Here is a 25,097-nt window from a genome sequence, read left to right on the forward strand (position 1 = left end):
CCTCGAACGACCGTCCCCCCGGAAGGAACCCGATGTCCCGCCCCGACACCACGCCGACGCCACCCACCAGGGAGCGCTCACGCCGCCACTCCTGGGTGCGTGTCTTCCTCCCCGTGGCGCTGATCCTCGTGTGGCTGGTCGGTGCGTCGCTGGGCGGGCCGCTGTTCGGCAAGGTCGACGAGGTCTCCTCCAACGACCAGACGACCTATCTGCCCGCGTCGGCGGATGCGACGAAGGTGCAGCAGCTGCTGGGCGAGTTCAACGACAGCGACGCGATTCCGGCGATCGCGGTCTTCGTCTCCGACGACGAGCTCACCCAGACAGAGTTGGATGCCATCTCGAAGGCCGTCGCCGCGGCCCCGGATGTGGAGGGCGTCGGCTCCGATGTGTCTCCCGCGCTCCCCTCCGACGACGGTCGCGCCGTCCAGGCGTTCATCCCGATCGACGGGGACGCGGAACTCGCCGACGCCACGGCCGCGCTCGGGGATGAGCTGCGGGCGGCCGTTCCCGACGGGATCGAGGTGTACATCACCGGGCCCGCGGGTTTCAGCGCCGACCTGGTGGCCGGATTCGCCGGCATCGACGGCCTGCTGCTGGGTGTCGCCCTCCTCGCCGTGCTGGTGATCCTCGTGCTCGTCTATCGCTCGTTCCTGCTGCCGCTCGTGGTGCTGTCGACGAGCCTCTTCGCACTCTGCGTCGCCCTCCTCGTGGTGTGGTGGCTCGCGAAGTTCGGCGTGCTGCTGCTCAGCGGACAGACCCAGGGCATCCTGTTCATCCTCGTGATCGGTGCCGCGACCGACTACGCCCTGCTGTTCGTGTCGCGCTTCCGGGAAGAGCTGCGAGTGGCGCAGGACAAGGGCGCCGCGGTGATCGCCGCGTGGAAGGGCTCCGTCGAACCGATCGCCGCATCGGGGGGAACGGTGATCGCAGGACTCCTGTGCCTGCTGCTCAGCGACCTGAAGTCGAACAGCACGCTGGGCCCGGTCGCCGCGATCGGCATCGTGTTCGCGATGCTCTCCGCGTTGACGCTGCTCCCCTCGCTGCTGCTGCTGTTCGGCCGTGCGGTGTTCTGGCCGCGTCGTCCGCGTTTCGAGCCGGAGGTGGTCGCGGCGGAGCACGGCATGCGCACCACCGGGCTGTGGGCGCGTCTGGCCGGCCTCATCAAGAGACGCCCGCGCGTGATCTGGATCGTGACGACGCTCGTGCTGCTCGCGGGAGCGGCGGGGGTCACCCAGCTCGACGCGAACGGCGTGCCACAGTCGGACCTGGTGCTCGGGGCCTCGGAGGCTCGTGACGGTCAGACCGTGCTCGGCGAGCACTTCCCCGGCGGCTCCGGAAGCCCCGTGTACGTGGTCGTGAAGGAGGACCGACTCCAGGACGCCGCCGACATCCTGCTCGCGAACGACGGCATCGACAGCGTCTCGGTCACCGCGTCCGACTCGCCCAGCGGCTCCGCGCCCGTGACGGCGGACGGCATCACGGCGATCGGCGCACCGGGAACACCCGCGCCGGAGCCCACCACGGTGGATGGCGACGTGCTCCTCCAGGGCACGCTGACCGATGCCGCCGATTCGGAAGCGGCCGCCGCGACCGTGCGCGAACTCCGCTCCGACCTCGACGGAGTGGGTGCCCTCGTCGGCGGCGTCACCGCGACGTCGATCGACACGAACGATGCGTCGATCCACGACCGGAACCTCATCATCCCGGTCATCCTCGTCGTGATCATGTTCATCCTGATGCTGCTGCTGCGGTCGATCATCGCGCCGGTGCTGCTGATCCTCACGACGGTGCTGTCGTTCGGCACGGCGATGGGCGTCTCGGCACTCGTCTTCAACGGGATCTTCGCGTTCCCCGGTGCCGACCCCGCCGTCCCGCTCTTCGGCTTCGTGTTCCTCGTGGCGCTCGGCATCGACTACAACATCTTCCTGATGACGCGGGTGCGTGAGGAATCGAAGGCGCACGGCACGCGCGAGGGCATCCTGCGGGGGCTGTCGATCACGGGTGGCGTGATCACGTCGGCAGGGCTGGTCTTGGCGGCGACGTTCGCGGCGCTGTCGGTGATCCCGATCCTGTTCCTGGTGCAGCTCGCCTTCATCGTCGCGTTCGGCGTGCTGCTCGACACGTTCGTGGTGCGGTCGCTGCTGGTTCCGGCGCTCACCTACGACATCGGCAAGGCGATCTGGTGGCCGTCGAAGCTGTGGCGGCGCGGAGAGCCCTGATCACGTTCTCTGGGTGCCCTCGACAGGATTCGAACCTGCGACCTGCCCTTTAGGAGAGGGCTGCTCTATCCTGCTGAGCTACGAGGGCGTGCCCTCAAGTCTAAGGGAACGCACCGCGCTCCCTCGGCCCGGAGCTCTATGCCGCGAGGGCGAGGTACGGCTCCCACCGTGGATCGCTGCGTTCGGTTCCGCGCACCGTCCAGGCGGTTCCGTGCGGCGGGCGCGGTGTGAACCGCAGCTGCCAGCGCATCTCCTGCGGGGTGCGGTTGCTCTTGACGTTGTTGCAGCGCAGGCAGCAGGCGACGAGGTTCTCCCAGGAGTCCGCTCCCCCGCGCGACCGCGGAAGCACGTGATCGATCGTGGATGCCGCCTTGCCGCAGTATCCGCAGCGGTGGTTGTCACGGCGAAGGACACCGCGCCGCGTCACCGGCACCCGTCTGCTCGTCGGCACCCGGACGTACCGGGCGAGGATGATGACGGCCGGTCGTTCGTACACGCCGTGGGTGCCCCAGACGGGGTCGTCTTCCACGCGTTCGATCACGGTCGCCTTGTCGTTCATCACGAGCACCAGGGCTCGCTTGAACGACACGATCGCCAGCGGCTCGTATCCGGCATTCAGGACAAGTGTGCGCATTCGTCATCCTCTCGATCCGCCGGGACGGCTTCCCGGCACTCTCGACTCACACGAGGTCGCGCAGGTGGCAGAGCGATCGCAGGGACGAAAAAAGGCGCCGTCTACAGACAGCGCCTTTCGCGCACGGCAACGCCGTGACTTCCCCGCGGGCTATGCAGAAGGACGTGACGACCGAGGGCATCCATGGTTCGGATGCTCGATGTTCGCTCCATCTGCCTCTCCCGCCCGTACGACAACGGGTTCAGGCTAACCCATGCCGATGTGTGCGAGGCGAAACGGCAGGTGAATGGAGGAAGGCGTGTCCGGGAATCAGCCGGCGTTAACCGACAGCCACGACATGGGCTCGACGAGACCGCCGTTGATCCAGACCTCGAAGTGGAGGTGGTTGGCGGTGGATCGCCCGGTGCTGCCGACGTACCCGATCAACTGTCCGGCGGCGACGGTCTGACCCGCCTGCACCTGGCGCGAGCCGTAGATCATGTGACCGTAGGTGGTCTGCACGCGCTGTCCGCCGATGACGCTGTCGATCATGATGCAGACGCCGTAGCCGCCGATGCTCTCGGCGGAGGCTCGGACGACACCAGCCGCGGCGGCGTAGATCGGAGTGCCAGCAGGTGCGAGCATGTCGGCGCCGTTGTGTCCGCCGCCCACGGTGCGGCTCACGTTCCAGGAGCCCAGGGGCAGCGGATAGCGGACCTCACCGGATCCCGGTGCGGTGAGTGCGTATCCGGCGGTGTTGAATCGTCCGCTCGACCCGGTCGACGCGGTGGATGCGGCCGCCGCGGCGGCACGCGCGGCCGCGGCCTCTTCGGCCTTCTTCTTCGCGACCTCTTCCGGAGTGGTCGCGCTGAAGGATCCGCTGACGAGGGGTGCGGAAGTCGCCTGCGACGCGACCACGAGGGACTGTGCGTCGACGGCGGCAAGCTGCTGCACGGTCGTGGTGGCGGCTTCCGTGGGCTTCGACGAGGCGAAGGCGGGGAGCGCGACACCGGCGACGAGAGCACCGACGGCCCCGAAGATGGCGATCGACCGGAGAGGCTTGACGGCCTTCCGCGCGTTCACCCGTACGCCGGTGCGGCGGGCGGGTACTCGGTCTTCAACTGTTTTCTTCGCGGGCGGTTCGATGTCTGCGGCCAAAACGTGGTCCTCCTGGGCCTTCGCGCTGATTCGGGTAGCGCTGGCTCGTCGGCACTCTGCTCTCGTGGCACGAATGTAGCTCGGGTACTTTGTGCGTTCCTGCCGCGAAGACGACGAGCCTGAAAGGCGAATCTCCGCGGGTTCATCATCAGCGGGCTTCTTCGCTGACGACCTGACCGAGGTTACCGGAAGATAACGAACATGTCACCCTAGGAAACTGGCAATCGTCGGAGAACGCCGCGACGACGCGCTCGCACCCCCGGAATCCGCCCCGGATCAGGCCGGTTCGCCGACCAGGAAGATGTGCGATGCCAGCTCGACCGGAAGCTCGAGCCCCTCGTCCTTGCCATCCATCTGGATGAGGACGTAGCCCTCGCTGAAGCGGAAGTCACCACGCGCGCCGGGCACGACACCCGCATCGCGCAGCTGCTCCAGCAGTTCGGGATCGACCTGCGCAGGCTCGGCGAGGCGGCGGACCGTGCCCTCGACGGGTTCCCCTGCCGCGTTCAGTCGCTGGACGAGTCCGACGACGCCCTCATCGAAGGTGCGGGCGGGGACGTCGCCGAGCTGGTCGAGCCCGGGGATCGGGTTGCCGTACGGCGACTCCGTCGGGTGGCCGAGCAGTTCGACGAGACGGCGCTCGACCTGCTCGCTCATGACGTGCTCCCAGCGGCAGGCCTCTTCATGAACGAACGCCCAGTCGAGACCGATGACGTCGGAGAGCAGACGCTCGGCGAGACGGTGCTTGCGCATCACGTCGACCGCCTTGCGACGGCCGGCGTCGGTGAGCTCGAGCGTGCGGTCTTCCGAGACGATCACGAGACCGTCGCGCTCCATACGGCCGACGGTCTGCGAGACGGTGGGACCGGAGTGCCCGAGGCGCTCCGAGATGCGCGCGCGCAGCGGCACGATGTTCTCCTCCTCGAGTTCGAGGATGGTGCGGAGATACATCTCCGTGGTGTCGATCAGATCGGTCATGTGCGGGCCCTCCGAGGTTCTTAGGCAAGCCTACATTCCCGGACGGACATCGGATCCGACGCCCGTCCGGCGACGCGCCGAGCGCCCCCTAGAATCGACGCATGGCGATCGAGATTCCCCGTGACCTCCTGCCCGCTGACGGCCGCTTCGGCTGCGGTCCCTCGAAGGTGCGCCCGGCGCAGCTCGAGGCACTGGTCGCGTCGGGAGCGTCGATCCTGGGCACCTCGCACCGCCAGGCGCCCGTGAAGAACCTCGTCGGCAGCGTGCGCGAGCAGTTCGCCGCCCTGTTCCGTCTGCCGGAGGGATACGAGATCCTCCTCGGCAACGGCGGCTCCACGGCCTTCTGGGACTCGGCCGCGTTCGGACTGATCGAGCGCCGCAGCCAGAACCTCGTGTTCGGCGAGTTCGGCGGCAAGTTCGCCGCCGCAGCCGGGGCTCCCTGGCTCGAGGCGCCGGACGTGCGCAAGGCGGAGCCGGGATCCCTCACCTCCGCCGAGGTCGTACCGGGCGTCGACGTCTACGCCTGGCCGCACAACGAGACCTCGACGGGCGTCGCGGCGCCGGTCCGCCGCATCGAGGCCGACGGCGCACTGACCGTCATCGACGCGACGAGCGCAGCCGGTGGCATCGACTTCGACGCCGCTGAGGCCGACGTCTACTACTTCGCGCCGCAGAAGAACCTCGGCTCCGACGGCGGGCTGTGGTTCGCCGCGGTGTCCCCCGCCGCGATCGAGCGCATCGAGCGCATCGCAGCCTCCGGTCGTTACATCCCCGAGTTCCTGAGCCTGAAGAACGCCGTCGACAACTCCCGCCTGAACCAGACGCTCAACACCCCGGCGCTCACCACGCTGCACCTGCTCGACAGCCAGCTGCGCTGGATCCTCGACAACGGCGGTCTCTCCTGGGCTGCGGCACGCACGTCCGAGTCCTCCTCGGTGCTGTACGACTGGGCGGAGGCGTCCTCCGTCGCGACGCCGTTCGTGACCGACGCCGCGCACCGTTCACCGGTCGTCGCGACGATCGACTTCGACGACTCCATCGACGCCGCGGCGATCGCTAAGACCCTGCGCGCCAACGGCATCGTCGACACGGAGCCGTACCGCAAGCTCGGCCGCAACCAGTTGCGCGTCGCGACGTTCGTCTCGATCGAGCCCGACGACGTGCGCCAACTGACCCGCTCGCTCGACTACGTGCTGGAGAACCTGGGCGCCTGAGCCCCCGAGGTCACTCCTCTTCGTCGATGTCGCCGGCGTCCTCATCGAGGGCGTCGGCGTCTTCGTCGTCGGCGTCTTCTTCTTCGTCGGGGTCTTCAGCGGCCTCGTCGAGCTCGTCGATGTCGACCCCGTCGACGTCACCCGCATGCAGGATGTCCGACGGCAGCTCATCGTCATCGTCATCGTCTTCGTCGAGCTCGTCGATGTCGACGCCGTGCACATCGCCGGAGCGCATGATGCCCGCGTCGTGGTCGCCAAGATCGTCGTCGTCGAGATCGTCGTCCGAGGCGTCCGGGTCATCGTCCGCAGCCGCGGCGGCTTCCGCCAGCTCGGCCTGGTGCGCACGGTACTCCGCCAGTCGTTCGGCCCAGGGCACCCACTCAGGAGCGAGGAGGGCGCCTTCACCGGGAAGCAGCTCGACCTCGAGCACGGTCGGCTCGGCGTCGTCGACCCGTGCGACCGTCACCGTCCAGTACCACCCCGGATATCCGGCGAGCCGGTTCTCGAACCGCAGGGAGACGGAGCCGTCCTCCTCGGGAAGATACCCCGCGGCAGGACCGATCGTGGACGCCGGAGTGATCTCGCGCAGAGCAGCGAGCGCGAGATCGTGCGCGTCGATGAGACGCGCGTCGGCGTCAGGCTTCGAGGTCATCGGCGACCTTGCGTAGGACGGCCGCGATCTTGCGGCCGTGTCCGGAGGAGGGGTAGCGCCCGCGGCGGAGGTCTCCCCCGATGCCGTCGAGGAGCTTCACGAGGTCTTCGACGATGATGGCCATGTCGTCGGCCGGCTTGCGCTTGGCCTTGGACAGGCTGGGCGGAGCCTCGAGCACACGCACCGACAGCGCCTGCAGCCCGCGCTTGCCGTCGGCCACGCCGAACTCCACGCGTGCACCGGCCTTCACCGCGGTGCCCGCAGGCATCGCAGAGGCGTGCAGGAAGACATCCTGGCCGTCATCGCTGGCGATGAAGCCGAAACCCTTGTCTTCGTCGTAGAACCTGACCTTGCCGGTGGGCATGGGAGAACCTCGCTGGGATCGATGTGCGGAACCGTGGACGCGCGGATGCGCGTCCCCCCAGCCTACCGGTCGCGGGGCGCGCGGACCCGAAGGCCGCAGTACGAGTAGGCTGAGACGGATGAGCACGCAGAACTCCGGACCGGAGGTCCCCATCCGCCGGGTGGATCGTATCCTCGCCTTCACAGCGCTCGGGATCGCCGCCGCATCCGTCATCTGCTTCTTCGCCATCATCATCGGCACCTGGGTCGGCATGGATCAGGCCGCGTTCGGTCACGGCGCCTGGCCGATCATCGCCGCCATCCCCTACTGGGGTCTCCCCGTCGCATTCCTCATGATCATCGCGCTGCTCACGATGAGCTTCATCCGAAAGGGCCGCGCGTCTTCGCGTTCCTGAGGCAACGGCCATGAGCACTCACGCACGACCGCTGGCGGACTGGCTGGCGGCTGCGAGCGATGACGAGCTCCGCGATCTCCTCGCCGCACGCGGCGTGCGACCGGATGCTCCGTGGCAGGACTTCTTCGATGCCGCAGAAGCACTGCTCGACCCGGCCTCGATCGGCCGTGTCCTCCCCACCCTGACCGCCGCCGAGGCGACCGCGCTGCTCGCGGCCACAGCGGGGCAGGAGGCCGGGCCCGCGCAGCAGCGGCTCGCAGCCCTCGCCCTCCTCCGCCCGGACGGCTCCCCCTATCCGCCGGTGGCCGCGGCGATCGCCGGGCGCGACACCCCCGCTCCCGCACAGGTCGACACCGTGACCACGTCATCGCCGACCACGTCCGCGCACGTGGCCGAACGTGCTTTCACGACCGTGGCCGTCCTCGCAGACTTGCTGCTCATCGCCAGGGAGAGCCCGTTCGCGCTGCTCACCGGCGGCGGGATCAGCGCGGGTGAGAAGCGTCAGCTCGCCGAATCCGGCGTGCCGGTGGAGATCGTCGACACCCTCGCCGGAATCGCCCTGCAGGCCGGACTCGCCGTCGCGATCGACCGGCGGCTCCGGACGAGCCTCTCAGCGGAGGAATGGCTGCGCGCCTCCGCGGCGGAGCGCTGGACGACGTTGGCCACCGCGTTCCGGGACACGCTGCCCCGCGGCATCCGCTCGGAGGCCGGTGGGTGGATCCCCTCGGGTGATTGGTCCCGCGCGCATCCGTGGGATCCGGCGTGGCCCGAACGGTCGCGCACCCTGCAGGATGCCGCGCGGCTCCTCGGCCTGGTCGCGGAAGACGGCACCGAACCCGCCTGGGCGACGGGGCTGCGCCTCGGCGGCACGGCCGACACGACGGAGCTCGTGCGACTGCTGCCGAGCGAGGTCGACCGCATCTTCCTGCAGAACGATCTCACCGCGATCGCCCCCGGCCCGCTGGAGCCCGCCCTCGATGTGCGGCTGCGCACGATCGCCGCACGCGAATCCGCGGCCCAGGCCTCGTCGTATCGATTCACCGCCGAGTCCGTGGCGCACGCGTTCGTGGCCGGCGAGACCGAGCAGTCGATTCTGGACTTCCTCGGTGCGATCTCCCTCACCGGGATCCCGCAACCGCTCAGCTATCTCATCGCGCAGACCGCACAACGCCACGGGCTCGTGCGCGTGTTCACGGACGACGAGACCGGTCGCACCCGGATCGAGAGCGCCGACGACCACCTCATCCAGGCGATGGGCGTCGACCAATCGCTGCGCCCCCTCGCCCTCACCGCACATGTCGGGTCCCTGACGACACGCGTCGGCCGCGACACCGTGTACTGGGCGCTCACCGATGCCCGGTACCCGGCGACGCTCGTGGGGGCGAATGGCGCCCTCCTCGTACGCGAGCGGCACCCGGCGCCTCTGCTGCCGACGTCGCCCACCGATGCCGCGGATCTGACCCCTCTGATCGAGCGTCTCCGCTCGCACCAGGGGCCGGATGCCGACGCCGCCTGGCTCGACCGCGAGCTCGAAGCCGCCGTTCGCGCGAAATCCGTCCTGCAGGTCACGGTCGGCATGCCGGACGGGTCGACCAGAGAGCTTCTGCTGGAAGCGACCGGCATCGGTGGCGGACGGCTCCGCGGGCGGGATCGCGCCGCCGACGTGGAGCGCACGCTCCCGGTGTCGAGCATCCTCACGGCGACGGTCGTCGCGCCGTAGGCCCCGTGCGTCTCGCGACCGGTAAACTGGACAGCTATGTCTGATGGCCCCCTGATCGTCCAGAGCGATCGCACCGTGCTGCTGGAAGTCGCCCACGCCGACGCCGAGAGCGCCCGCCATGAACTCGCGATCTTCGCCGAGCTGGAACGCGCGCCCGAGCACATCCACACCTACCGGATCACCCGTCTCGGACTGTGGAACGCCCGAGCAGCGGGGCACACGGCCGACGACATGCTCGAAACGCTCGATCGCTGGTCGCGCTTCCCCGTCCCGCCCTCGGTCGCCGTCGACCTGCGGGAGACGGTGAACCGCTATGGACGGCTCGTCATCGAGCGCGACGAGGAGGGAACGCTCATCCTGCGCTCCTCCGATCCCGCCGTGCTCGCGCAGGTGGCGAACAACAAGCGCATCCAGCCTCTGCTGATCGGGCACCCGACCCCGGAGACCTTCGTCGTCGATGCGTGGGCACGGGGGCAGATCAAGCAGGAGCTGCTGAAGATCGGCTGGCCCGCCGAAGACCTGGCCGGATACACCCCGGGCACCCCGCACGAGATCGACCTCGCCGAGGACGGCTGGCACATCCGCCCCTACCAGCAGGATGCCGTCGACGCCTTCGCGAAGGACGGCTCCGGCGTGGTTGTGCTCCCCTGCGGTGCCGGCAAGACGATCGTGGGCGCGGGGGCGATGGCCGCCACCAAGACCACCACGCTGATCCTCGTGACGAACACGGTGTCGGCCAGGCAGTGGCGCGACGAGCTGCTCAAGCGCACCAGCCTGACCCCCGAAGAGATCGGCGAGTACTCCGGTCAGGCGAAGGAGGTCAAACCGGTCACGATCGCGACCTACCAGATCCTCACCGCCAAGCGGAAGGGCGAATACGCTCACCTGGCGCTCCTGGACGCGCTCGACTGGGGTCTCATCGTCTATGACGAGGTGCACCTGCTGCCGGCGCCGGTGTTCAAGCTCACCGCCGATCTGCAGGCCCGCCGTCGCATCGGACTCACCGCGACGTTGGTGCGCGAGGACGGACGCGAGGGCGACGTGTTCAGCCTGATCGGCCCGAAGCGCTTCGACGCCCCGTGGAAGCAGATCGAGGCCCAGGGCTTCATCTCCCCCGCCGCCTGCTACGAGGTGCGCGTCGACCTGCCGCCGAGCGACCGGCTCGAATACGCGGCAGCGACCGACGACGAACGCTACCGGCTTGCGGCATCCGCCCCCGCGAAGGTCGAGGCCGTGCGCGAGCTCATCGCGAAGCACGAGGGTGAGCGCATCCTGGTGATCGGCCAGTACCTCGATCAGCTCGAGTCGCTCTCCGAGGCGCTGAACGCGCCGCAGATCACCGGGGCGACGCCCGTGGACGAGCGCGAGGAGCTGTACCGCGCATTCCGCGAGGGCGACATCTCGCTGCTCGTGGTGTCGAAGGTCGCGAACTTCTCGATCGACCTGCCGGAGGCGTCCGTCGCCATCCAGGTATCCGGATCCTTCGGATCGCGGCAGGAAGAGGCCCAGCGTCTCGGCCGCCTCCTGCGTCCGAAGCAGTCGGGGCACACCGCGAGCTTCTACACGCTCGTCGCGCGCGACACGATCGACCAGGACTACGCCCAGAACCGGCAGCGGTTCCTCGCCGAGCAGGGGTACAGCTACACGATCATGGACGCCGACGCGATCGCGGCCTGAGCACACCCGCGGCAGCCGTCGCAGGTATCAGCCGTGCAGCACGGGAGCCAGGTGATGGGTCCCGAGAAGTACGGGCGCGGGGCGGATCACACGGGCCGTCCGCACGACACCGAGCCGCTGCGCCCATCGATCGGCGAGCAGGGCGTACACGACCATCGCGAGCGTCGAGGCGAGCAGGTCGACGGGTGCCCCCGAGGTGGCGTTCGCGTCCACGAGGTCGACGGATCCGAGCAGGAAGATCAGCACGTTGTTGACGATGTGCAGCGAGATCGCGGCCTCGAGTCCTCCCGTGCGCCAGGTCAGCCATGCGGCGACCACCGCGAAGACGCCGACGCTCGCCGCACCCCACACGTCGTATCCGTGCCCGAGTACGAACAGCGGCACCGGCAGCAGGATGGCGAAGGCGGGATGCCGCAGCCACCCGCCGACCAGTTGCATCAGGTACCCGCGGAACACGTACTCCTCCGCGGCGGCCTGGAACGGGATCAGCAGCACCACGAGAAGCACCATCACCCACAGGCGAGGATGCGAGAGGTCCGGAGCCACCGGGTCGCCGGATGCCGCGGACCAGCCCACGAGCACGGCGAAGTAGACGACGAACACGCCGAGCGCCAGGATCAGGCTCTTCCCCAGCCACCCCATCCGCAGCCGTCCCGTGACCGACGACAGCAGTCCGACCCCGCGCCCTTCCACGATGCGCGACGCCAGCAGCAGGGCGGGGATCATGAGGATCAGCGGGAGCACCAGCGCGACGAGGAGCCACGGACGATCGAGATCGAAGTACTGCGTCGTGGTGAGGAGCGTCTGGAATTCGGCCGCCCATCCCGGAACGAGCATCGTCACGATCACGAGCGGCACGATCACCAGCAGCAGGATCGCGAGGTAGAGCCCGATCCCGACCACCCCGGTCAGCAGCACCCGCCACCACCGATAGCGCGGGCGCAGGTGCGCCAGACGGTGGAATGCGACCTCTTCGGCAGGGGCGGGGGCGACGGCGGCGTCCTCGTTCGAGCTCATGCATCGATCCTCTCGTGTGCGGCTATGCGTCGCATCCGACGGCGGGATGATGCCGCCTTCCCGCCGGTCGCGAGAGTGCTCGGGCGAGAGGCGACTCCGCGCCGTTCCGGACAATAGTCAGCATCCACAGGGTCGGAGTCACCATAATGGGGTCATGACTGCTCCGCGCATCCTGGTCGTCGACGACGAACCCAACATCCGCGACCTGCTCTCCACGGGTCTCAGCTTCGCTGGATTCCAGGTGAAGACGGTCGCCAACGGCGCCGCGACGATCTCGGCCGTCCTCGAAGAGGAGCCGGACCTGATCATCCTGGACGTCATGCTCCCCGACATGAACGGGTTCAGCGTGACCAAGCGCCTCCGCGGCGCGGGCTTCACTGCTCCGATCCTGTTCCTGACGGCGAAGGACGGCACCGAGGACAAGATCGAGGGGCTCAACGCCGGCGGCGACGACTACGTCACCAAGCCGTTCAGCCTCGACGAGATCGTCGCGCGGGCCCAGGCGATCCTCCGCCGCACGATGCAGGCCGACGAGGAGTCGATCATCCGCGCCGGCGAGCTGTCGATGGATCAGGACACGCACGACGTCCACGTGGGCAAGGAGCCGATCGAGCTCAGCCCGACCGAGTTCAAGCTGCTGCGCTACCTCATGCTCAACCCGAACCGGGTGCTGTCGAAGGCGCAGATCCTCGACCACGTGTGGGAGTACGACTTCAACGGCGACGCGGGCATCGTGGAGAGCTACATCTCCTACCTCCGCCGCAAGATCGACCCGTACACCGAGGAATCGCTGATCCAGACCAAGCGCGGTTTCGGCTACATGCTCAAGGTCGGCAAGTCCGCCTGACGACCGGGCCACCATCCGCGCCGCCTCGCGGCGTGTTCGCCGTACAGGGAGGACCGCATGGCGCATAAGCCGGATGCGGTCACCACCTGGTGGCGACGCATCAGCCTGCGGGCGAAGGTCACGGGCGTCACCGTCGCCGTGCTCGCGCTCGGCCTGCTCGTCGCGGGCATCGGCACCGTGCCCATCCTGCGGTCCGCGCTGGTGGAGAACATCGACGCGCAGCTGCCGGCGCTGGTGTCGACCGACCTGGCCGAGCGCTACTTCGACGTCTCCACGGTGGATGGCGTGACCACCTACTCCGCGCGAGATGAGCAGCCCCGGGACTTCTCGTTCGCGATCTACGACGCCGGCGGCACTCTCCAGGCGACCGCGAGGGGCACCTCGAGCCAGGCGCCGCTGTTCCCCTCCCAATACTCGCTCGCGGACGCGAACGCCCACGCCGAATCGATCATCGAGCTCCCGGGAGCGGACGGCGAGGTGTTCCACGCAGCGGTCGCCGTGGTCAACTCCGACGGCGGAGTCCTGCGGGTGCAGATGGTGGCGCTCCCCCTCGCGCCCGCGGACCGCATCATCAGCCAGTACTTCGGCATCTACATCACGATCGCGCTGATCACCATCTTCATCGCCGCGCTCCTGACCCGCGGCCTCGTCACGCTGACGTTCCGTCGCCTGGGCCAGGTCGAGGCCACGGCCATGTCGATCGCTGCCGGCGACTTCCGCCAGCGTCTGACCGATCTGGAGCCGACCACCGAGGTCGGCCGGCTCAACACCGCCATCAACACGATGCTCGACCGCGTGGATCGATCTCTCGCGCAACGCGACCGCACCGTGCAGCACATGCGACGGTTCATCGGCGACGCGAGCCACGAGCTGCGCACTCCGCTCGTCAGTGTCCGCGGTTATGCGGAGTTGTACCGGATGGGCGCGATCAAGGGCGAGGAGGACACCGCCCGCGCGATGGAGCGCATCGAGAAGGAGGCCATCCGGATGGGTGTCCTGGTCGAGGACCTTCTCGCGCTGGCCCGCCTGGATGAGGAACGCGAACCCGAGATCGTGCCCCTCGACCTGCGCCCGATCGCCCGCGACGCTGCACTCGACCTGCGCGCCGCCGCTCCCGGACGGACCGTGACGGTGATCGACCGCACGGCGGAGAAGGCGACTTTCGCACCGCTGCCCGAGACGGCACCGCTGCAGCAGCCGGCACCACCGAGCCCGCGGGGGCTGTCGCGCGCCACGCTCTCGCGGCTCCGTCGTCGCCCGCGGCAGCCCGAGCAGGCGCCGGCCATCGACTTCACCGAGGTCACCGATCTCCCCGTGCGGACACCCCCGATCGTGCTCGGCGAGGAGAACAAGGTTCGTCAGGTCGTCACCAACCTGTTGGGCAACGCCCGCCGCTTCTCGCCGGAGGACGGCCCCATCGAGATCGTCGTCGACTCCGACCGCGTGCGCGGTACGGGCAGCATCGCGATCGTCGACCACGGCGAAGGGATTCCGCCGCAGATCCGCGAGCAGATCTTCGAGCGGTTCTGGCGCGCCGACACCTCGCGCGCGCGAGAGACCGGCGGTTCCGGTCTGGGCCTCGCCATCGTCGCGTCGATCCTGAAGGCCCTGCACGGCGGTGTCGATGTCACGGAGACGCCCGGCGGTGGCGCGACGTTCACCGTGACCCTCCCACTCGCACCGGCCCAGGCCACCCCCGCGCACCTCCTCGAGGACACGCAGCCACTGGATCGTCTCGACCTTCCCTGACCGGCGTCCGACGCGTTTCGGCCTTTATCTGCACGGTCGGTGCGGAGAGCACGTTTCCCACAGCCACTGGCGCGATCCCGGAACGCGCCGGATCTCCTCGCTCTCGCGCGCCTAGCCTCGGAAGCCCATCAACAAGAAGGAGTTCCGTATGTCTGTCTTCACCGTCGACACCGACGCCGTCCATGCCGCCCATGGCGCCACCCGCGCCACGATCGAACGGCTCCAGAGCGAGTCCGCGACACTCATGGCACAGCTGCGGGAGCTGCAGTCCTCCTGGGTCGGCACGGCGTCGAACGCCTTCCAGGGGTGCGCGGAGCAGTGGCAGGGCGCCCAGCTTCATGTCGAGCAGGTGCTCGACTCCATCGGCACCTCGCTCGGCTCGGTCGCCACGCAGTATGCCGACGCCGACCAGTACTCGGCCAGCCTGTTCCACTGACCTCGCGGGTGCGCGTGCCGACCTGATTCCGGCACGCAACGCAGAACGCCCCCGGCCGGAGCCGGGGGCGTTCTGTCATGCGGAGTGGATCAGAAGTCCATGCCGCCCGAGGGGTCGCCCACGGGAGCAGCAGCCTTCTCCGGCTTGTCGGCCACGACCGCCTCGGTGGTGAGGAACAGAGCCGCGATCGAGGCTGCGTTCTGCAGCGCCGAGCGGGTCACCTTCGCCGGGTCGATGATGCCGGCCGCGAACAGGTCGACGTACTCACCCGTGGCAGCGTTGAGGCCCTGGCCCGCGGGGAGCTCGGAGACCTTGTTCGCCACGACGCCCGGCTCGAGGCCCGCGTTGAGAGCGATCTGCTTGAGCGGAGCCTCGATCGCGACGCGCACGATGTTCGCACCGGTCGCCTCGTCGCCCGAGAGCGAGAGACCGTCGAGAGCCTTGCTGCCCGACTGGATCAGCGCGACGCCACCACCGGGGACGATGCCCTCCTCGACGGCTGCCTTCGCGTTGCGGACGGCGTCCTCGATGCGGTGCTTGCGCTCCTTGAGCTCGACCTCGGTCGCAGCACCGGCCTTGATGACCGCGACGCCACCGGCGAGCTTCGCCAGGCGCTCCTGCAGCTTCTCGCGGTCGTAGTCGCTGTCGGTGTTCTCGATCTCGCGACGGATCTGCGTCACGCGACCCTCGATCTGGTCTGCCTCACCGGCACCCTCGACGATCGTGGTCTCATCCTTGGTGACGATGACCTTGCGCGCGCGGCCCAGCAGGTCGAGCGTGGCGTTCTCCAGCTTGAGGCCGACCTCTTCGGTGATGACCTGACCACCGGTGAGGATCGCGATGTCCTGCAGCTGCGCCTTGCGGCGGTCGCCGAAGCCGGGAGCCTTGACGGCGACCGACTTGAAGATGCCCTTGAGCTTGTTCAGCACGAGCGTCGCGAGAGCCTCGCCCTCGACGTCCTCGGCGATGATGACGAGCTCCTTGCCGTCCTGGATCACCTTGTCGACGATGGGCAGGAGGTCCTTGATGTTGGAGACCTTCTGGTTGGCGATGAGGATGTACGGGTCCTCGAAGACCGCCTCCTGGCGCTCAGGGTCCGTGACGAAGTACGGGTTCAGGTAGCCCTTGTCGAAGCGCATGCCCTCGGTGAGCTCGAGCTCAGTGCCGAACGTCTGCGACTCCTCGACGGTGACGACGCCTTCCTTGCCGACCTTGTCGATCGCCTCGGCGATGAGCTCGCCGATCGCGGGGTCAGCAGCGGAGATGGAAGCCGTGGCGGCGATCTGCTCCTTCGAGTCGATCTCCTTGGCGCTCGCGAGGAGCTCCTCGGTGATCGCGGCGACGGCCTTCTCGATGCCGCGCTTCAGCGAGATCGGGTCGGCGCCGGCTGCGACGTTGCGCAGACCCTCGCGGACCAGAGCCTGAGCGAGGACCGTGGCGGTGGTGGTGCCGTCACCCGCGACGTCGTCGGTCTTCTTGGCGACCTCCTTGACGAGCTCCGCACCGATCTTCTCGTACGGGTCGTCGAGCTCGATCTCCTTGGCGATGGAGACACCGTCGTTCGTGATCGTGGGCGCGCCCCACTTCTTCTCGAGGACGACGTTGCGACCGCGCGGGCCGAGGGTCACCTTGACCGCGTCGGCGAGGATGTTGAGGCCGCGCTCGAGGCCGCGGCGGGCCTCCTCATCGAAAGCAATGATCTTTGCCATGAGTTTTTTCGTCCCTCCTGGACGTAGACGTTGGGTTTAGCACTCAGAGTGAGAGAGTGCTAACGCCATTCTGGCACTCGACACCTTCGAGTGCAAGCCGTCGGAAACGCTCCGACGCGTCGACTCAGGGGGCAGGAGTCCCGGTGCTCGTCGAGGGTGCCGAGGTGGAGCGATCGAGGCCGATCACGACCGTGAGCTCCTTCGCACCGTCGGCCGTCTCGCCGGCGTAGTAGTCACTCTGCTGCACTCCCGCACCGCCGATGAGGTTCGCGAGTCCGATCGCCGCGAGCTCGTCCTCGGGGTTGACGTAGAAGACCGTCGTCTTCTCGAAGTCCTGGCTGGAGCTGTCGCCCGCGTTGACGCTCTCCGCCGCCCAGCCGTTGTTGATGAGCAGGTCGCGCATCTGGGCGTCGAGGCCCTCGTCGGGCGTGCCGTTCAGGATCATGACCGCGTAGGTCGTGTCGACCACACCGGTCTCCACGGGCGTCGGCGTGGCGCTCGGCGTCGACTCCGGGAAGAGCGAGACGCGCCCCATCACCACGAGGGAGCCGAAGATGCCGGCGATGATGAGCACGAGAGCGGCGACGAAGGACCACAGCAGGACGATCCAGCCGTTCATTCCCGGAGCTTCAGCGCGATGCGCTCCTACGCGTCCGGAGGAACGGGGAACGTCATCGAAGCGATCGCGGGAGGGCTTGGACACCCCTCGATGCTAGCGGCACGTTCCTGGCAATCCGTTCCACGGCACGGGGAGACGCGGCGCCACTCCGCCCGTCGGCCCACTTTCAGCCGACGAAACCGGGTGTGCGCGTCGAGCGTCGACGCGCACGCGAGTCGCGGATCCGTCGCAGTCTGCGCACCAGCATCGGGTCGTACTCGAGTGCGGCGTCGGACTCGATCAGCCGCCCGAGGAGCTGGTAGTACCGCGCGGCACTCATTCCGAGCTGCGCGCGGATGACCTCTTCCTTCGCTCCGCCGTGCTGCGGCCACGCGGTCTCCAGCGCGAGGATCGCGCGATCGCGCTCCGTGAGGTCTCCGAGCATGCGTCCAGGTTAGGACGCATCCGAGTCCGGAGCCGCGCGCCACTCCCACCAGCTCCCCAGCGGATCCGCGGCGGCCCTCACCCGGCCGTCGAGCGCGACGACGAAGCCCGGCCAGCCATCGGGATCGACGGGCGGCTCCCAGACATCGAGCGACGACGGCGGATCGATCGTGATCCAGCGCGCGTCCAGCCGTGTGATGCGCTCGACCAGCGCGTGACGGTCCGCTCTCGGGATGTGCACCAGCACACCAGGGGTCGTGACGACGAGGGTCGCGTCGCGCGGCGCGGCTGCGGAGAGCGTATCGATGCGGGCCCGCGCGTCTCCCGCCACCAGCAGCGGAGGGTCGGATGCCGCGATGTCCAGCGCCGCCTCGATGCGCTGCTCACGCCCCGTCTCCCCGGGCCACACCAGCCCCCGCAGCCAGCGTCGGTCGGCCTCGTCGGCGGCGTCGAGCGGCATCAGGTCGATCCCCGCGCGCCAGACGATCTCCGGCATCCGCAGCCGCGGCAGGCGGCCGGTCACCCGGCTCTCCAGCACGACGCTCGACGGCCCCTCCCCCGGGTCCAGCGCCAGGCGCACCCCGCCCTCCGCATCCAGGAATCGATAGGAGTAGCGGTCGGGATAGAGGCAGAGTCCCGCGGATGCGCCGACCTCGAGCAGAGCGATCGGGCCGTCGATCTCGGACAGCACCGGAAGAAGCGCCGCGAGCCGAAGCGGCTCGTTCGTCTGGAGCGAGCGCCGCGTGCACTCGGCTACGACCTCGTCCGCCCGCCGCAGCACGAAGCGCCGCCACTGGCGGTATCCGACGAGTCCGACGCCGAGCATCCGCGTCACGGCGAACACGAGCGGCGGCTGCCTACGGGTCTCCGGGATCCGCGCGAGCACCCGGCGCACCTCGTCATCGTCCGCGACTCCGGCGGCCCACTCCGCGTAGAGGACGCTTCGGCCGGGTGCCTCGACGCGGGCGAATCGCGCATAGCGCTCCTGCACGGCATCCGTCATCCGTCCATTCTGACTCGGAGCACCCCGGACCGCGCCGCACGGGAGAGAATGGAGACGACTCAGGAGGACACATGTCGTACAGCGTGGACAAGACCGAAGACGAATGGCGCAGCGAGCTCGGCGAAGAGCAGTACGCCGTGCTGCGCCAGGCCGCGACCGAACGGGCCTGGACCGGGGAACTGCTCGATGAGGAGCGCGCCGGCCTCTACACCTGCGGAGCGTGCAACGCCGAGCTGTTCAAGAGCGGCACGAAGTTCGACTCCGGCTGCGGCTGGCCGAGCTTCTACGAGTCGATCCGCCCCGACGCGGTCGAGCTCATCGAGGACGACAGCCTCGGCATGGTGCGCACCGAGGTGCGCTGCGCGAACTGCGGCTCGCACCTGGGCCACGTCTTCCCCGACGGGTTCGGCACGCCCACCGGCGACCGCTACTGCATGAACTCGATCGCGCTGAACTTCACCCCCGACGCCTCGTGAGCGCCCTCGACGCCGTCCGCGCACGGCAGTCCTGGTCGAAGGTCGAAGACACCGCCCCTACGCGCGATGAGCTGCTCCCGCTGGTCGCGGCCGCTGGGCGCGTCGCCGACCACTCCTCCCTCCGCCCGTGGCGGCTGATCGAGCTGCGCGGAGCGGACCGTGAGGTGCTGGGTGCCGCGATCGCGAAGGCGCAGGGAGACTCGTCGCCCTCGTCGAAGCCGCTGCGCGCTCCGCTGCTGATCGCCGTCGTCGCCAGCTACCGCAAGAGCGACAAGGTTCCGCGGTGGGAGCAGGAGGCTGTCGCGTCCGGAGTCGCCCATACGCTGAGCCTGCTCCTCGATGAAGCCGGTTGGGGCGTGATCTGGCGCACAGGACATTACACGCGCGCCAAGGCCGTCGCGAAGGCGCACGGGCTCGACAAGAACGAGGAGCTCCTCGGCTGGCTGTACGTGGGCGGCAAGCCCGAGGGCAAGAAGCCCGGTCGGCGCAAGGCCGTGGACGCCCGCAAGCTCGTGACCCGCATGCCGAAGGCCGGCACGAAGAAGACGAAGAAGAAGTAGGTCTCAGCGGCGGCGCCGCCACGGCACGGCCACCACGACCGATGAGACCGCGACGACCACCATCCCGATGACCTGCCACAGTGCCGGGCCGGATGCCGCGGGCCAGATCAGGTCGATGACGACCGACGTCACCAGCTGCCCGAGTACCGACCCCAGCCCCATCAGCAGCACACCCGTCTGCGCCACGATGAACGCGCCGAGCAGGATGTAGGACGCCCCGAGGAATCCGCCGAGGTACAGCCAGGGCTCGGTGGGAAGCGCTGCCGGTGCGCCCCGGAACGCCATGCTCGCACCGGCGGCGACCGCGAGGACGAGAGTGCCCGCGATGAAGCTCATCAGCGTCGCAGCCAGAGGCGAGCGCACGCGCTGCGCGAGACGCCCGTTGGTCGCCGCCTGCCACGCGATCCCGACACCCGCGGCGAACGGGAGCAGCAGCATCCACAGGGGCGCCGAGGCGAGAACATCGCCCGAGAGCGAGATGCCGACCGCGGCGAGCGCGAGCAGCCCGCCGAGGAGGCGACCGGGGGTGACCGCGACGACGCCGGCCGGACCGAACCCGATCCGGTCGAGCACCAGACCATGCAGGGTCTGCCCCGCCACCACGCCGACCGTGAACAGCGAGACCCCGAGCACACCGGCGGTGAGACCTTGAGTGGAGACGGTGAGGGCGCCGCACGCACCGCCGAGCAGCATCCAGAAAGGGATGGTGCGCTGACGGATCCCCGTCCACAGGCGGGCGACCCCGCTGCGCGCCGATGGCAGGAAGGAGATCACCACGGCGAGCGCGAGGAGCCCGACCGAGAAGGAGAGGAAGCCGGCGACGATGCCGTCGTCGAGGCAGACTCCCAGCACTCCGTTGATCCGCGCCTGGATCGCCGTCATGACGCCGATCGCGACCGCTCCGCCGAGGGCGACGGGGGCAGGCAGTCGGCGGACGTCGTTCACCTGTCGACCCTATCCGAGCGGCCGCGCACCGACGGCGAGACGGATGTCGGCGGCCGGGGCTACGCTGGCCGCATGTGCGCGAGCTATGGTCTCGATCCCCGGTTCACTGACGACGACTATCAGACGGTCGTCGACTCTGCCGTGCTCGATGGGCTCCGCGAGTGGGCGGCCCGCAATGACGGCGAGATCCTCCGACCGACCGGGAAGAACCTTCGCAACCTGAACCCGATCGTCACCGACCCGTCGACCCTCGAACTCGGCTGGTGGGGGTATCTGGTCAACGGCGCCCCGGCGAGCTTCGCGTCGATCAACACGCGCTCCGAGCGGCTCGCCCAGACGAAGGGCGCTCTCCCCGCGCGCGCGATCGTTCCGGTGTCGTTCTGGCGCGAGATGGCCAAGCCCTCGCGGGTCTGGCAGCATTTCTCCGCTCCAGGGCGTGAGCTCCTGGGCCTGGCCGCCGTGACGCGTCCGGGGCGCACGGCCGACGGCATCGAGTACACCTGCTACAGCATCGTCATGCAGCCTGCCGCCCCGCACCTGGCGCACATCCACGACAGGATGCCGCTGCTCATCAACCCGGGCTTCGCCGAGGAGTGGCTGACGACGAAGGCTGCGGGCGGCGAGCTCTTGGACGCCGCAGTCTCGGCGTCCGCTCCGATCAACGAATCGATCCGGGTCGGTCCCGACGATGACGCGTCGGTCGCGGGGCCCGCACAGCTGTTCTAGCCCGCACCGGCACGCTTCGGTCGTGGTTCCTATGAGGTGGTCATGAGCCACCTGGGAACCATGCCAGGATGTGAATCGCGCGAAGTAGTCGCGATTTCGCAAGGGAGCACAGTGATCACCGACCGTCGACCGACCTGGCGTGGAATCAGCCTCGCCGCCGCTGCGCTCCTGATGGCCGGGAGCACCACTCTCCTCGGGGCCACCAGCGCTTCCGCCGCATCCGCAGCGTGCACGGACGGCTCGGCACCCGCTGCGAACAGCTCGGTCGCGTGCACCACTCCGGGCAGCTACACGCTGGCCGTGCCGGCCGGGGTGACGACGGTCGACCTCGCCGCGATCGGCGCCGGAGGCGGTGCGGGCTACCCTGCCCGCGCGCACATCGGCGGCAACGCCGCACAGGTCACGGGCGCACTCACCCTGCCGGCGGACACGGCGTTCGTCTACGTGATCGTGGGCGCAGGCGGTGGCGGGAACAACTCCGGCACAGGTTACGGCGGTGGCGGCTCCGGCGTGTTCGCGCTGGACAGCGGACACCAGCTGATCGCCAAGCTGGCGATCGCCGGTGCCGGCGGTGGCGGCTCGTACAACGGTGACGGCGGCAATGCCGGATCGGCGGGGACGTCTGAGAACCCCGGCTTCGCGCAGGCCGGCCTCGCGGCGACAGCAGCCGTGGGCGGTGCAGGTGGCGCCGGCAACTACAACGCGGGCGTCGCCGGCGCGAGCGACAACCCGGGCGCTGCCACGATCGCCACCGGCGGCGCGGGAGGGGCCTACCCGAACGGTTCCGCCGGCGGATCCGGCGGCGGCGGCTATGGCGGCGGCGGCGGCGGGGCCTCCGGCAGCCAGGGAATCCTCAACGTCTACACCGGCGGAGGAGGCGGCGGATCCTCTCTCGCCTCCGCCTACCTGGGGACCCCGTCGATCACGATCGCGGCCAACACGGGCGGCGTGCAGCTGCCAGGCCTCGTCGCCGGCGACGGAGCGCACGGATCGGTGACGCTGACCTTCAACGCCGCCGCCGCACCCGGCGCACCGACCGGTGTGGGCGCGACAGCGGGCAATGCGCAGGCATCCGTGTCATTCACGGCGCCGGCCGACGACGGCGGCAGCGCCATCACCTCGTACACGGTCACCAGCCGCCCCGGCGGGCTGACCGGCACCTGCGCGTCGAGCCCGTGCGTCGTGACCGGGCTCACGAACGGCACGGCATACGAGTTCTCGGTGACGGCGACCAACGCCGCAGGCACCTCCACCCCGTCGGCGTACAGCACATCCGTCACTCCGGCGACCACACCCGGAGCCCCGCGAAACCCCACGGTGGTCTACGGCGATGCGAGTGCTGTCGTCTCGTTCGACCCGCCCACCAGCGACGGAGGAAGCCCGATCCTCGGCTTCACCGTGGTCAACGACACCGACCGCACCACCACCGCCTGCAGCGCCAGCCCCTGCGCCGTGACGGGACTGACCAACGGCACGCCGTACTCCTTCCACATCATCGCCAGGAACGCGGTCGGCGCTTCGCCGATCTCGGTGTCGTCGACGCTCGGCGTCCCGCAGGCTGTCGTGGTCGCTCCGGTCGATCCGGTCGATCCGACTCCGGCAGCACCTCAGCCCGAGGCGCAGCCGGCCGGCAACGCCTTGGCCAGCACCGGATCCGAGGACGGATCCTTCGGCGCCGCCGCGGGAGCGCTTCTCCTCGGCGCGGGCGTCCTCGCCCTCCTCGTTGCGCGCAGAAGGAGCAGAAGCCGCATCTGACGCCGGCGGCATGGAGCGCGCTCTCTCCGCCTGGAGGGGGACGATCGTCGGGTCGGGAAAGGTACCTGAGGAGGACGCGCCGCCAGGCGGCACTCCGTAACGTTGTCCTCATGATCACAGCTGAAGGCCTCACGAAGAGGTTCGGAGACAAGACGGCCGTCGACGACGTGTCGTTCACGGTGAAGCCGGGCAGCGTCACCGGCTTCCTCGGTCCGAACGGCGCAGGCAAGTCGACCACGATGCGGATGATCGTGGGCCTCGACCGGCCGACCGCCGGCCGCGCTGCCGTCGCCGGTCGCGAGTACCGCAAGCTGCGGGCGCCGCTCACCGAGGTCGGCGTGCTGTTGGATGCGAAGGCGGTGCACACCGGTCGGACCGCGCGCAACCACCTCCGCGCGATGGCCGCGACGCACGGCATCCCGGCGTCCCGGGTCGACGAGGTCATCGATCTCGCCGGCATCGGCTCGGTCGCGCGCAAGCGTGCCGGGAAGTTCTCGCTCGGCATGGGCCAGCGCCTGGGGATCGCCTCGGCGCTGCTCGGCGATCCCCACACGCTGATCCTCGACGAGCCGGTCAACGGGCTCGACCCCGAGGGCGTCCGCTGGGTGCGACAGTTCGTGCGGTACGCGGCCTCCGAGGGACGCACGGTGCTCCTGTCCAGTCACCTCATGAGCGAGATGGCGCAGACGGCCGACCACGTCATCGTGATGGGTCGCGGCCGGGTGCTGGCGGATGCCCCGCTCCCCGAGCTGGTGCGCGCCTGGACGCGGAACACCGTGCGCGTGCGCACGCCGCGGCCTGCCGACCTCGCCGCCATGGTCGCCGGCCCGGACGTCGAGATCGTGAGCGCGGCTCCCGACCTCCTCGACATCGTCGGCCTGCCTGCGGCCCGCATCGGTGATCTCGCCGCTGAGCGCGGCATCCCACTGCACGAACTCACCCCCACGACCGGTTCGCTCGAGGACGCGTACCTCGCCCTCACCGGCGACTCCGTCGAGTACCGCACCAAGGAGCTCTCATGACCACGACCCAGGCTCCCGCTCCCACGCGGCAGCGCGTCGACACCGGTCGACGACTCACCTTCGTGCGCGCACTGCGTGGCGAATGGATCAAACTGGCGACCCTGCGCTCCACATGGTGGTCGATCGGCATCGCCGCAGTGCTCACCATCGGCATCGCCGTGCTCATCGCCCAGGCGATCGACGCCCCCGGCTTCGACCCGATTCAGGCCGTCGTCATGCCGTTGCAGTTCACGATGCTGCTGGCGGGCATCCTCGGGGCGATCTCGGTCACGGGCGAGTACTCGACGGGCATGATCCGCTCGACGCTCACGGCGAACCCGGTCCGCGGGTCGGTGCTGGCGGCGAAGTCGCTCATGCTCGCGGCATTCCTGTTCGTGTCGTCGCTGGTGATCTTCACGGTCGCGGCGCTCGCCGTCTCGCTGGTGGTCGCCCCGCGTGATCAGAGCATCGACTGGTCGGACCCGTCGTCGTCCGTGCTGCCGATCGTCGTGTCGTCGCTCGCGATGGCCGTCTTCACGCTGATCGGCGTCTCATTCGGATTCATCCTCCGCTCGGGCGCGGGAGCGATCGCCGCTACCGTCGGCGTGCTGTTCGTGCTGCCGATCGTGGCGAACTTCTTCGCTCTCGCCGGCGAGGCATGGGCGTGGGTCGTGGAGGCGTCGGCGTACCTGCCGGTCGCCGCCGCACAGAGCGCGATCCTGCCCGGCGAGAACGCGGCACTCGACGCGCCGGTGGCCTTCCTGACGCTGGCCTGCTGGGTTGTCAGCGGGGCCCTCGTGGCGTGGGGCGTGCTGCGCACTCGCGACGCGTAGAGTCCGCCC

General features: G+C 69.3%; 25 protein-coding genes and 1 tRNA gene. 14 read left to right on the forward strand and 12 right to left on the reverse strand.

Going from position 1 to position 25,097, the window contains the following annotated elements; translation table 11 throughout:
• Nucleotides 1–32 precede the first annotated feature (32 nt).
• A complete protein-coding gene (locus WFM69_RS17325; protein ID WP_337006862.1) occupies nucleotides 33–2,219 on the forward strand; it encodes an MMPL family transporter in 2,187 nt (728 codons plus the stop codon).
• Nucleotides 2,220–2,233: 14 nt separating this feature from the next.
• Here WFM69_RS17325 and WFM69_RS17330 read toward each other — a convergent pair.
• The 4 genes from WFM69_RS17330 to WFM69_RS17345 form a co-directional block, all read right to left on the reverse strand.
• A tRNA-Arg gene (locus WFM69_RS17330) sits at nucleotides 2,234–2,307 on the reverse strand.
• Nucleotides 2,308–2,355: 48 nt separating this feature from the next.
• Nucleotides 2,356–2,853 (reverse strand): HNH endonuclease, encoded by a 498-nt coding sequence (locus WFM69_RS17335; RefSeq protein WP_337006864.1) that lies wholly within the window; start codon nucleotides 2,851–2,853, stop codon nucleotides 2,356–2,358.
• A 309-nt stretch (nucleotides 2,854–3,162) separates the two neighbouring features.
• Nucleotides 3,163–3,915: a M23 family metallopeptidase gene (locus WFM69_RS17340; RefSeq protein WP_337006866.1), complete on the reverse strand. Its 753-nt coding sequence runs from the start codon at nucleotides 3,913–3,915 to the stop codon at nucleotides 3,163–3,165.
• 351 nt (nucleotides 3,916–4,266) lie between these two features.
• Entirely contained in the window at nucleotides 4,267–4,968 is a 702-nt protein-coding gene (locus WFM69_RS17345; RefSeq protein ID WP_337006868.1) for a metal-dependent transcriptional regulator, read from the reverse strand.
• A 101-nt stretch (nucleotides 4,969–5,069) separates the two neighbouring features.
• Here WFM69_RS17345 and serC point away from each other — a divergent pair, with 101 nt between their 5' ends.
• Nucleotides 5,070–6,182 (forward strand): phosphoserine transaminase, encoded by a 1,113-nt coding sequence (gene serC, locus WFM69_RS17350; protein ID WP_337006870.1) that lies wholly within the window; start codon nucleotides 5,070–5,072, stop codon nucleotides 6,180–6,182.
• 10 nt (nucleotides 6,183–6,192) lie between these two features.
• On the opposite strand, the gene WFM69_RS17355 is transcribed toward serC, so the two are convergent.
• The gene (locus WFM69_RS17355) at nucleotides 6,193–6,834 is read right to left on the reverse strand and encodes a DUF3027 domain-containing protein (protein ID WP_337006872.1); all 642 of its coding nucleotides are present in this window, start codon (nucleotides 6,832–6,834) and stop codon (nucleotides 6,193–6,195) included.
• Complete coding sequence (locus WFM69_RS17360) at nucleotides 6,818–7,198, reverse strand: cold-shock protein (RefSeq protein WP_050722660.1); 381 nt, start codon at nucleotides 7,196–7,198, stop codon at nucleotides 6,818–6,820. The genes WFM69_RS17355 and WFM69_RS17360 overlap by 17 nt, the downstream gene beginning before the upstream one ends.
• 118 nt (nucleotides 7,199–7,316) lie before the next feature.
• Between WFM69_RS17360 and WFM69_RS17365 the strand changes: the two genes are divergently transcribed.
• The 3 genes from WFM69_RS17365 to WFM69_RS17375 are packed head-to-tail and all read left to right on the forward strand — an operon-like array spanning nucleotide 7,317 to nucleotide 10,989.
• Nucleotides 7,317–7,592 carry a multidrug ABC transporter ATPase gene (locus WFM69_RS17365; protein WP_337006874.1) on the forward strand — a complete coding sequence of 92 codons (276 nt, stop codon included), beginning with the start codon at nucleotides 7,317–7,319 and terminating at the stop codon, nucleotides 7,590–7,592.
• Between the two features lie 10 nt (nucleotides 7,593–7,602).
• Nucleotides 7,603–9,312, forward strand: coding sequence for a helicase-associated domain-containing protein (locus tag WFM69_RS17370; RefSeq protein WP_337006876.1), 1,710 nt, complete (start codon nucleotides 7,603–7,605; stop codon nucleotides 9,310–9,312).
• A gap of 36 nt (nucleotides 9,313–9,348) precedes the next feature.
• Complete coding sequence (locus tag WFM69_RS17375) at nucleotides 9,349–10,989, forward strand: DNA repair helicase XPB (protein ID WP_337006878.1); 1,641 nt, start codon at nucleotides 9,349–9,351, stop codon at nucleotides 10,987–10,989.
• Nucleotides 10,990–11,016: 27 nt separating this feature from the next.
• Here the strand turns inward: WFM69_RS17375 and WFM69_RS17380 are convergent, their stop codons facing one another.
• Nucleotides 11,017–12,006, reverse strand: coding sequence for a CPBP family intramembrane glutamic endopeptidase (locus WFM69_RS17380; RefSeq protein ID WP_337006880.1), 990 nt, complete (start codon nucleotides 12,004–12,006; stop codon nucleotides 11,017–11,019).
• A 154-nt stretch (nucleotides 12,007–12,160) separates the two neighbouring features.
• Here WFM69_RS17380 and WFM69_RS17385 point away from each other — a divergent pair, with 154 nt between their 5' ends.
• The 3 genes from WFM69_RS17385 (at nucleotide 12,161) to WFM69_RS17395 (ending at nucleotide 15,038) form a co-directional block, all read left to right on the forward strand.
• Nucleotides 12,161–12,853 (forward strand): response regulator transcription factor, encoded by a 693-nt coding sequence (locus WFM69_RS17385; RefSeq protein WP_337006882.1) that lies wholly within the window; start codon nucleotides 12,161–12,163, stop codon nucleotides 12,851–12,853.
• A 57-nt stretch (nucleotides 12,854–12,910) separates the two neighbouring features.
• A complete protein-coding gene (locus WFM69_RS17390; protein ID WP_337006884.1) occupies nucleotides 12,911–14,602 on the forward strand; it encodes a sensor histidine kinase in 1,692 nt (563 codons plus the stop codon).
• Nucleotides 14,603–14,750: 148 nt separating this feature from the next.
• Nucleotides 14,751–15,038, forward strand: coding sequence for a WXG100 family type VII secretion target (locus tag WFM69_RS17395; protein WP_337006886.1), 288 nt, complete (start codon nucleotides 14,751–14,753; stop codon nucleotides 15,036–15,038).
• A gap of 89 nt (nucleotides 15,039–15,127) precedes the next feature.
• Here WFM69_RS17395 and groL read toward each other — a convergent pair whose 3' ends face one another.
• The 4 genes from groL to WFM69_RS17415 form a co-directional block, all read right to left on the reverse strand.
• A complete protein-coding gene (gene groL / locus WFM69_RS17400) occupies nucleotides 15,128–16,747 on the reverse strand; it encodes a chaperonin GroEL (protein WP_337006888.1) in 1,620 nt (539 codons plus the stop codon).
• A gap of 124 nt (nucleotides 16,748–16,871) precedes the next feature.
• On the reverse strand, nucleotides 16,872–17,366 hold the full coding sequence (locus tag WFM69_RS17405) for a LytR C-terminal domain-containing protein (protein WP_337006890.1): 495 nt from the start codon (nucleotides 17,364–17,366) through the stop codon (nucleotides 16,872–16,874).
• Nucleotides 17,367–17,532: 166 nt separating this feature from the next.
• Nucleotides 17,533–17,790 (reverse strand): DUF3263 domain-containing protein, encoded by a 258-nt coding sequence (locus WFM69_RS17410; RefSeq protein WP_337006892.1) that lies wholly within the window; start codon nucleotides 17,788–17,790, stop codon nucleotides 17,533–17,535.
• A 9-nt stretch (nucleotides 17,791–17,799) separates the two neighbouring features.
• Nucleotides 17,800–18,792, reverse strand: a complete 993-nt coding sequence (locus WFM69_RS17415; RefSeq protein WP_337006894.1) for a DUF2332 domain-containing protein — start codon at nucleotides 18,790–18,792, stop codon at nucleotides 17,800–17,802.
• 71 nt (nucleotides 18,793–18,863) lie between these two features.
• Between WFM69_RS17415 and msrB the strand changes: the two genes are divergently transcribed.
• Both msrB and WFM69_RS17425 read left to right on the forward strand, forming a co-directional pair.
• Nucleotides 18,864–19,268 (forward strand): peptide-methionine (R)-S-oxide reductase MsrB, encoded by a 405-nt coding sequence (msrB, locus tag WFM69_RS17420; protein ID WP_337006896.1) that lies wholly within the window; start codon nucleotides 18,864–18,866, stop codon nucleotides 19,266–19,268.
• Entirely contained in the window at nucleotides 19,265–19,828 is a 564-nt protein-coding gene (locus WFM69_RS17425; RefSeq protein ID WP_337006898.1) for a nitroreductase family protein, read from the forward strand. Before msrB ends, WFM69_RS17425 begins: the two co-directional genes overlap by 4 nt.
• Before the next feature lie 3 nt (nucleotides 19,829–19,831).
• On the opposite strand, the gene WFM69_RS17430 is transcribed toward WFM69_RS17425, so the two are convergent.
• On the reverse strand, nucleotides 19,832–20,773 hold the full coding sequence (locus WFM69_RS17430) for a DMT family transporter (protein ID WP_337006900.1): 942 nt from the start codon (nucleotides 20,771–20,773) through the stop codon (nucleotides 19,832–19,834).
• A gap of 72 nt (nucleotides 20,774–20,845) precedes the next feature.
• Between WFM69_RS17430 and WFM69_RS17435 the strand changes: the two genes are divergently transcribed.
• The 4 genes from WFM69_RS17435 (at nucleotide 20,846) to WFM69_RS17450 (ending at nucleotide 25,088) form a co-directional block, all read left to right on the forward strand.
• Entirely contained in the window at nucleotides 20,846–21,499 is a 654-nt protein-coding gene (locus tag WFM69_RS17435) for an SOS response-associated peptidase family protein (RefSeq protein WP_337006902.1), read from the forward strand.
• Between the two features lie 111 nt (nucleotides 21,500–21,610).
• Nucleotides 21,611–23,254 (forward strand): fibronectin type III domain-containing protein, encoded by a 1,644-nt coding sequence (locus WFM69_RS17440; RefSeq protein ID WP_337006904.1) that lies wholly within the window; start codon nucleotides 21,611–21,613, stop codon nucleotides 23,252–23,254.
• Between the two features lie 110 nt (nucleotides 23,255–23,364).
• Complete coding sequence (locus WFM69_RS17445; protein WP_337006906.1) at nucleotides 23,365–24,276, forward strand: ABC transporter ATP-binding protein; 912 nt, start codon at nucleotides 23,365–23,367, stop codon at nucleotides 24,274–24,276.
• Nucleotides 24,273–25,088: an ABC transporter permease gene (locus WFM69_RS17450; protein WP_337006907.1), complete on the forward strand. Its 816-nt coding sequence runs from the start codon at nucleotides 24,273–24,275 to the stop codon at nucleotides 25,086–25,088. The genes WFM69_RS17445 and WFM69_RS17450 overlap by 4 nt, the downstream gene beginning before the upstream one ends.
• Nucleotides 25,089–25,097: the final 9 nt, after the last annotated feature.

Source organism: Microbacterium sp. LB12 (genome assembly GCF_037150835.1).
Lineage (GTDB): Bacteria > Actinomycetota > Actinomycetes > Actinomycetales > Microbacteriaceae > Microbacterium.

What these genes read in the sequence shown, in the direction of transcription:
- WFM69_RS17365 (WP_337006874.1), top strand. Translation starts at nt 7,317, where the DNA reads ATGAGCACGCAGAACTCCGGACCGGAGGTCCCCATCCGCCGGGTGGAT.
- WFM69_RS17415 (WP_337006894.1), bottom strand. Translation starts at nt 18,792, where the DNA reads ATGACGGATGCCGTGCAGGAGCGCTATGCGCGATTCGCCCGCGTCGAG.
- WFM69_RS17385 (WP_337006882.1), top strand. Translation starts at nt 12,161, where the DNA reads ATGACTGCTCCGCGCATCCTGGTCGTCGACGACGAACCCAACATCCGC.
- WFM69_RS17375 (WP_337006878.1), top strand. Translation starts at nt 9,349, where the DNA reads ATGTCTGATGGCCCCCTGATCGTCCAGAGCGATCGCACCGTGCTGCTG.
- groL (WP_337006888.1), bottom strand. Translation starts at nt 16,747, where the DNA reads ATGGCAAAGATCATTGCTTTCGATGAGGAGGCCCGCCGCGGCCTCGAG.
- WFM69_RS17435 (WP_337006902.1), top strand. Translation starts at nt 20,846, where the DNA reads ATGTGCGCGAGCTATGGTCTCGATCCCCGGTTCACTGACGACGACTAT.
- WFM69_RS17335 (WP_337006864.1), bottom strand. Translation starts at nt 2,853, where the DNA reads ATGCGCACACTTGTCCTGAATGCCGGATACGAGCCGCTGGCGATCGTG.
- WFM69_RS17370 (WP_337006876.1), top strand. Translation starts at nt 7,603, where the DNA reads ATGAGCACTCACGCACGACCGCTGGCGGACTGGCTGGCGGCTGCGAGC.
- WFM69_RS17395 (WP_337006886.1), top strand. Translation starts at nt 14,751, where the DNA reads ATGTCTGTCTTCACCGTCGACACCGACGCCGTCCATGCCGCCCATGGC.
- WFM69_RS17390 (WP_337006884.1), top strand. Translation starts at nt 12,911, where the DNA reads ATGGCGCATAAGCCGGATGCGGTCACCACCTGGTGGCGACGCATCAGC.
- WFM69_RS17355 (WP_337006872.1), bottom strand. Translation starts at nt 6,834, where the DNA reads ATGACCTCGAAGCCTGACGCCGACGCGCGTCTCATCGACGCGCACGAT.
- WFM69_RS17345 (WP_337006868.1), bottom strand. Translation starts at nt 4,968, where the DNA reads ATGACCGATCTGATCGACACCACGGAGATGTATCTCCGCACCATCCTC.
- WFM69_RS17325 (WP_337006862.1), top strand. Translation starts at nt 33, where the DNA reads ATGTCCCGCCCCGACACCACGCCGACGCCACCCACCAGGGAGCGCTCA.
- WFM69_RS17380 (WP_337006880.1), bottom strand. Translation starts at nt 12,006, where the DNA reads ATGAGCTCGAACGAGGACGCCGCCGTCGCCCCCGCCCCTGCCGAAGAG.
- WFM69_RS17445 (WP_337006906.1), top strand. Translation starts at nt 23,365, where the DNA reads ATGATCACAGCTGAAGGCCTCACGAAGAGGTTCGGAGACAAGACGGCC.
- WFM69_RS17410 (WP_337006892.1), bottom strand. Translation starts at nt 17,790, where the DNA reads ATGCTCGGAGACCTCACGGAGCGCGATCGCGCGATCCTCGCGCTGGAG.
- msrB (WP_337006896.1), top strand. Translation starts at nt 18,864, where the DNA reads ATGTCGTACAGCGTGGACAAGACCGAAGACGAATGGCGCAGCGAGCTC.
- WFM69_RS17405 (WP_337006890.1), bottom strand. Translation starts at nt 17,366, where the DNA reads ATGAACGGCTGGATCGTCCTGCTGTGGTCCTTCGTCGCCGCTCTCGTG.
- WFM69_RS17450 (WP_337006907.1), top strand. Translation starts at nt 24,273, where the DNA reads ATGACCACGACCCAGGCTCCCGCTCCCACGCGGCAGCGCGTCGACACC.
- WFM69_RS17360 (WP_050722660.1), bottom strand. Translation starts at nt 7,198, where the DNA reads ATGCCCACCGGCAAGGTCAGGTTCTACGACGAAGACAAGGGTTTCGGC.
- serC (WP_337006870.1), top strand. Translation starts at nt 5,070, where the DNA reads ATGGCGATCGAGATTCCCCGTGACCTCCTGCCCGCTGACGGCCGCTTC.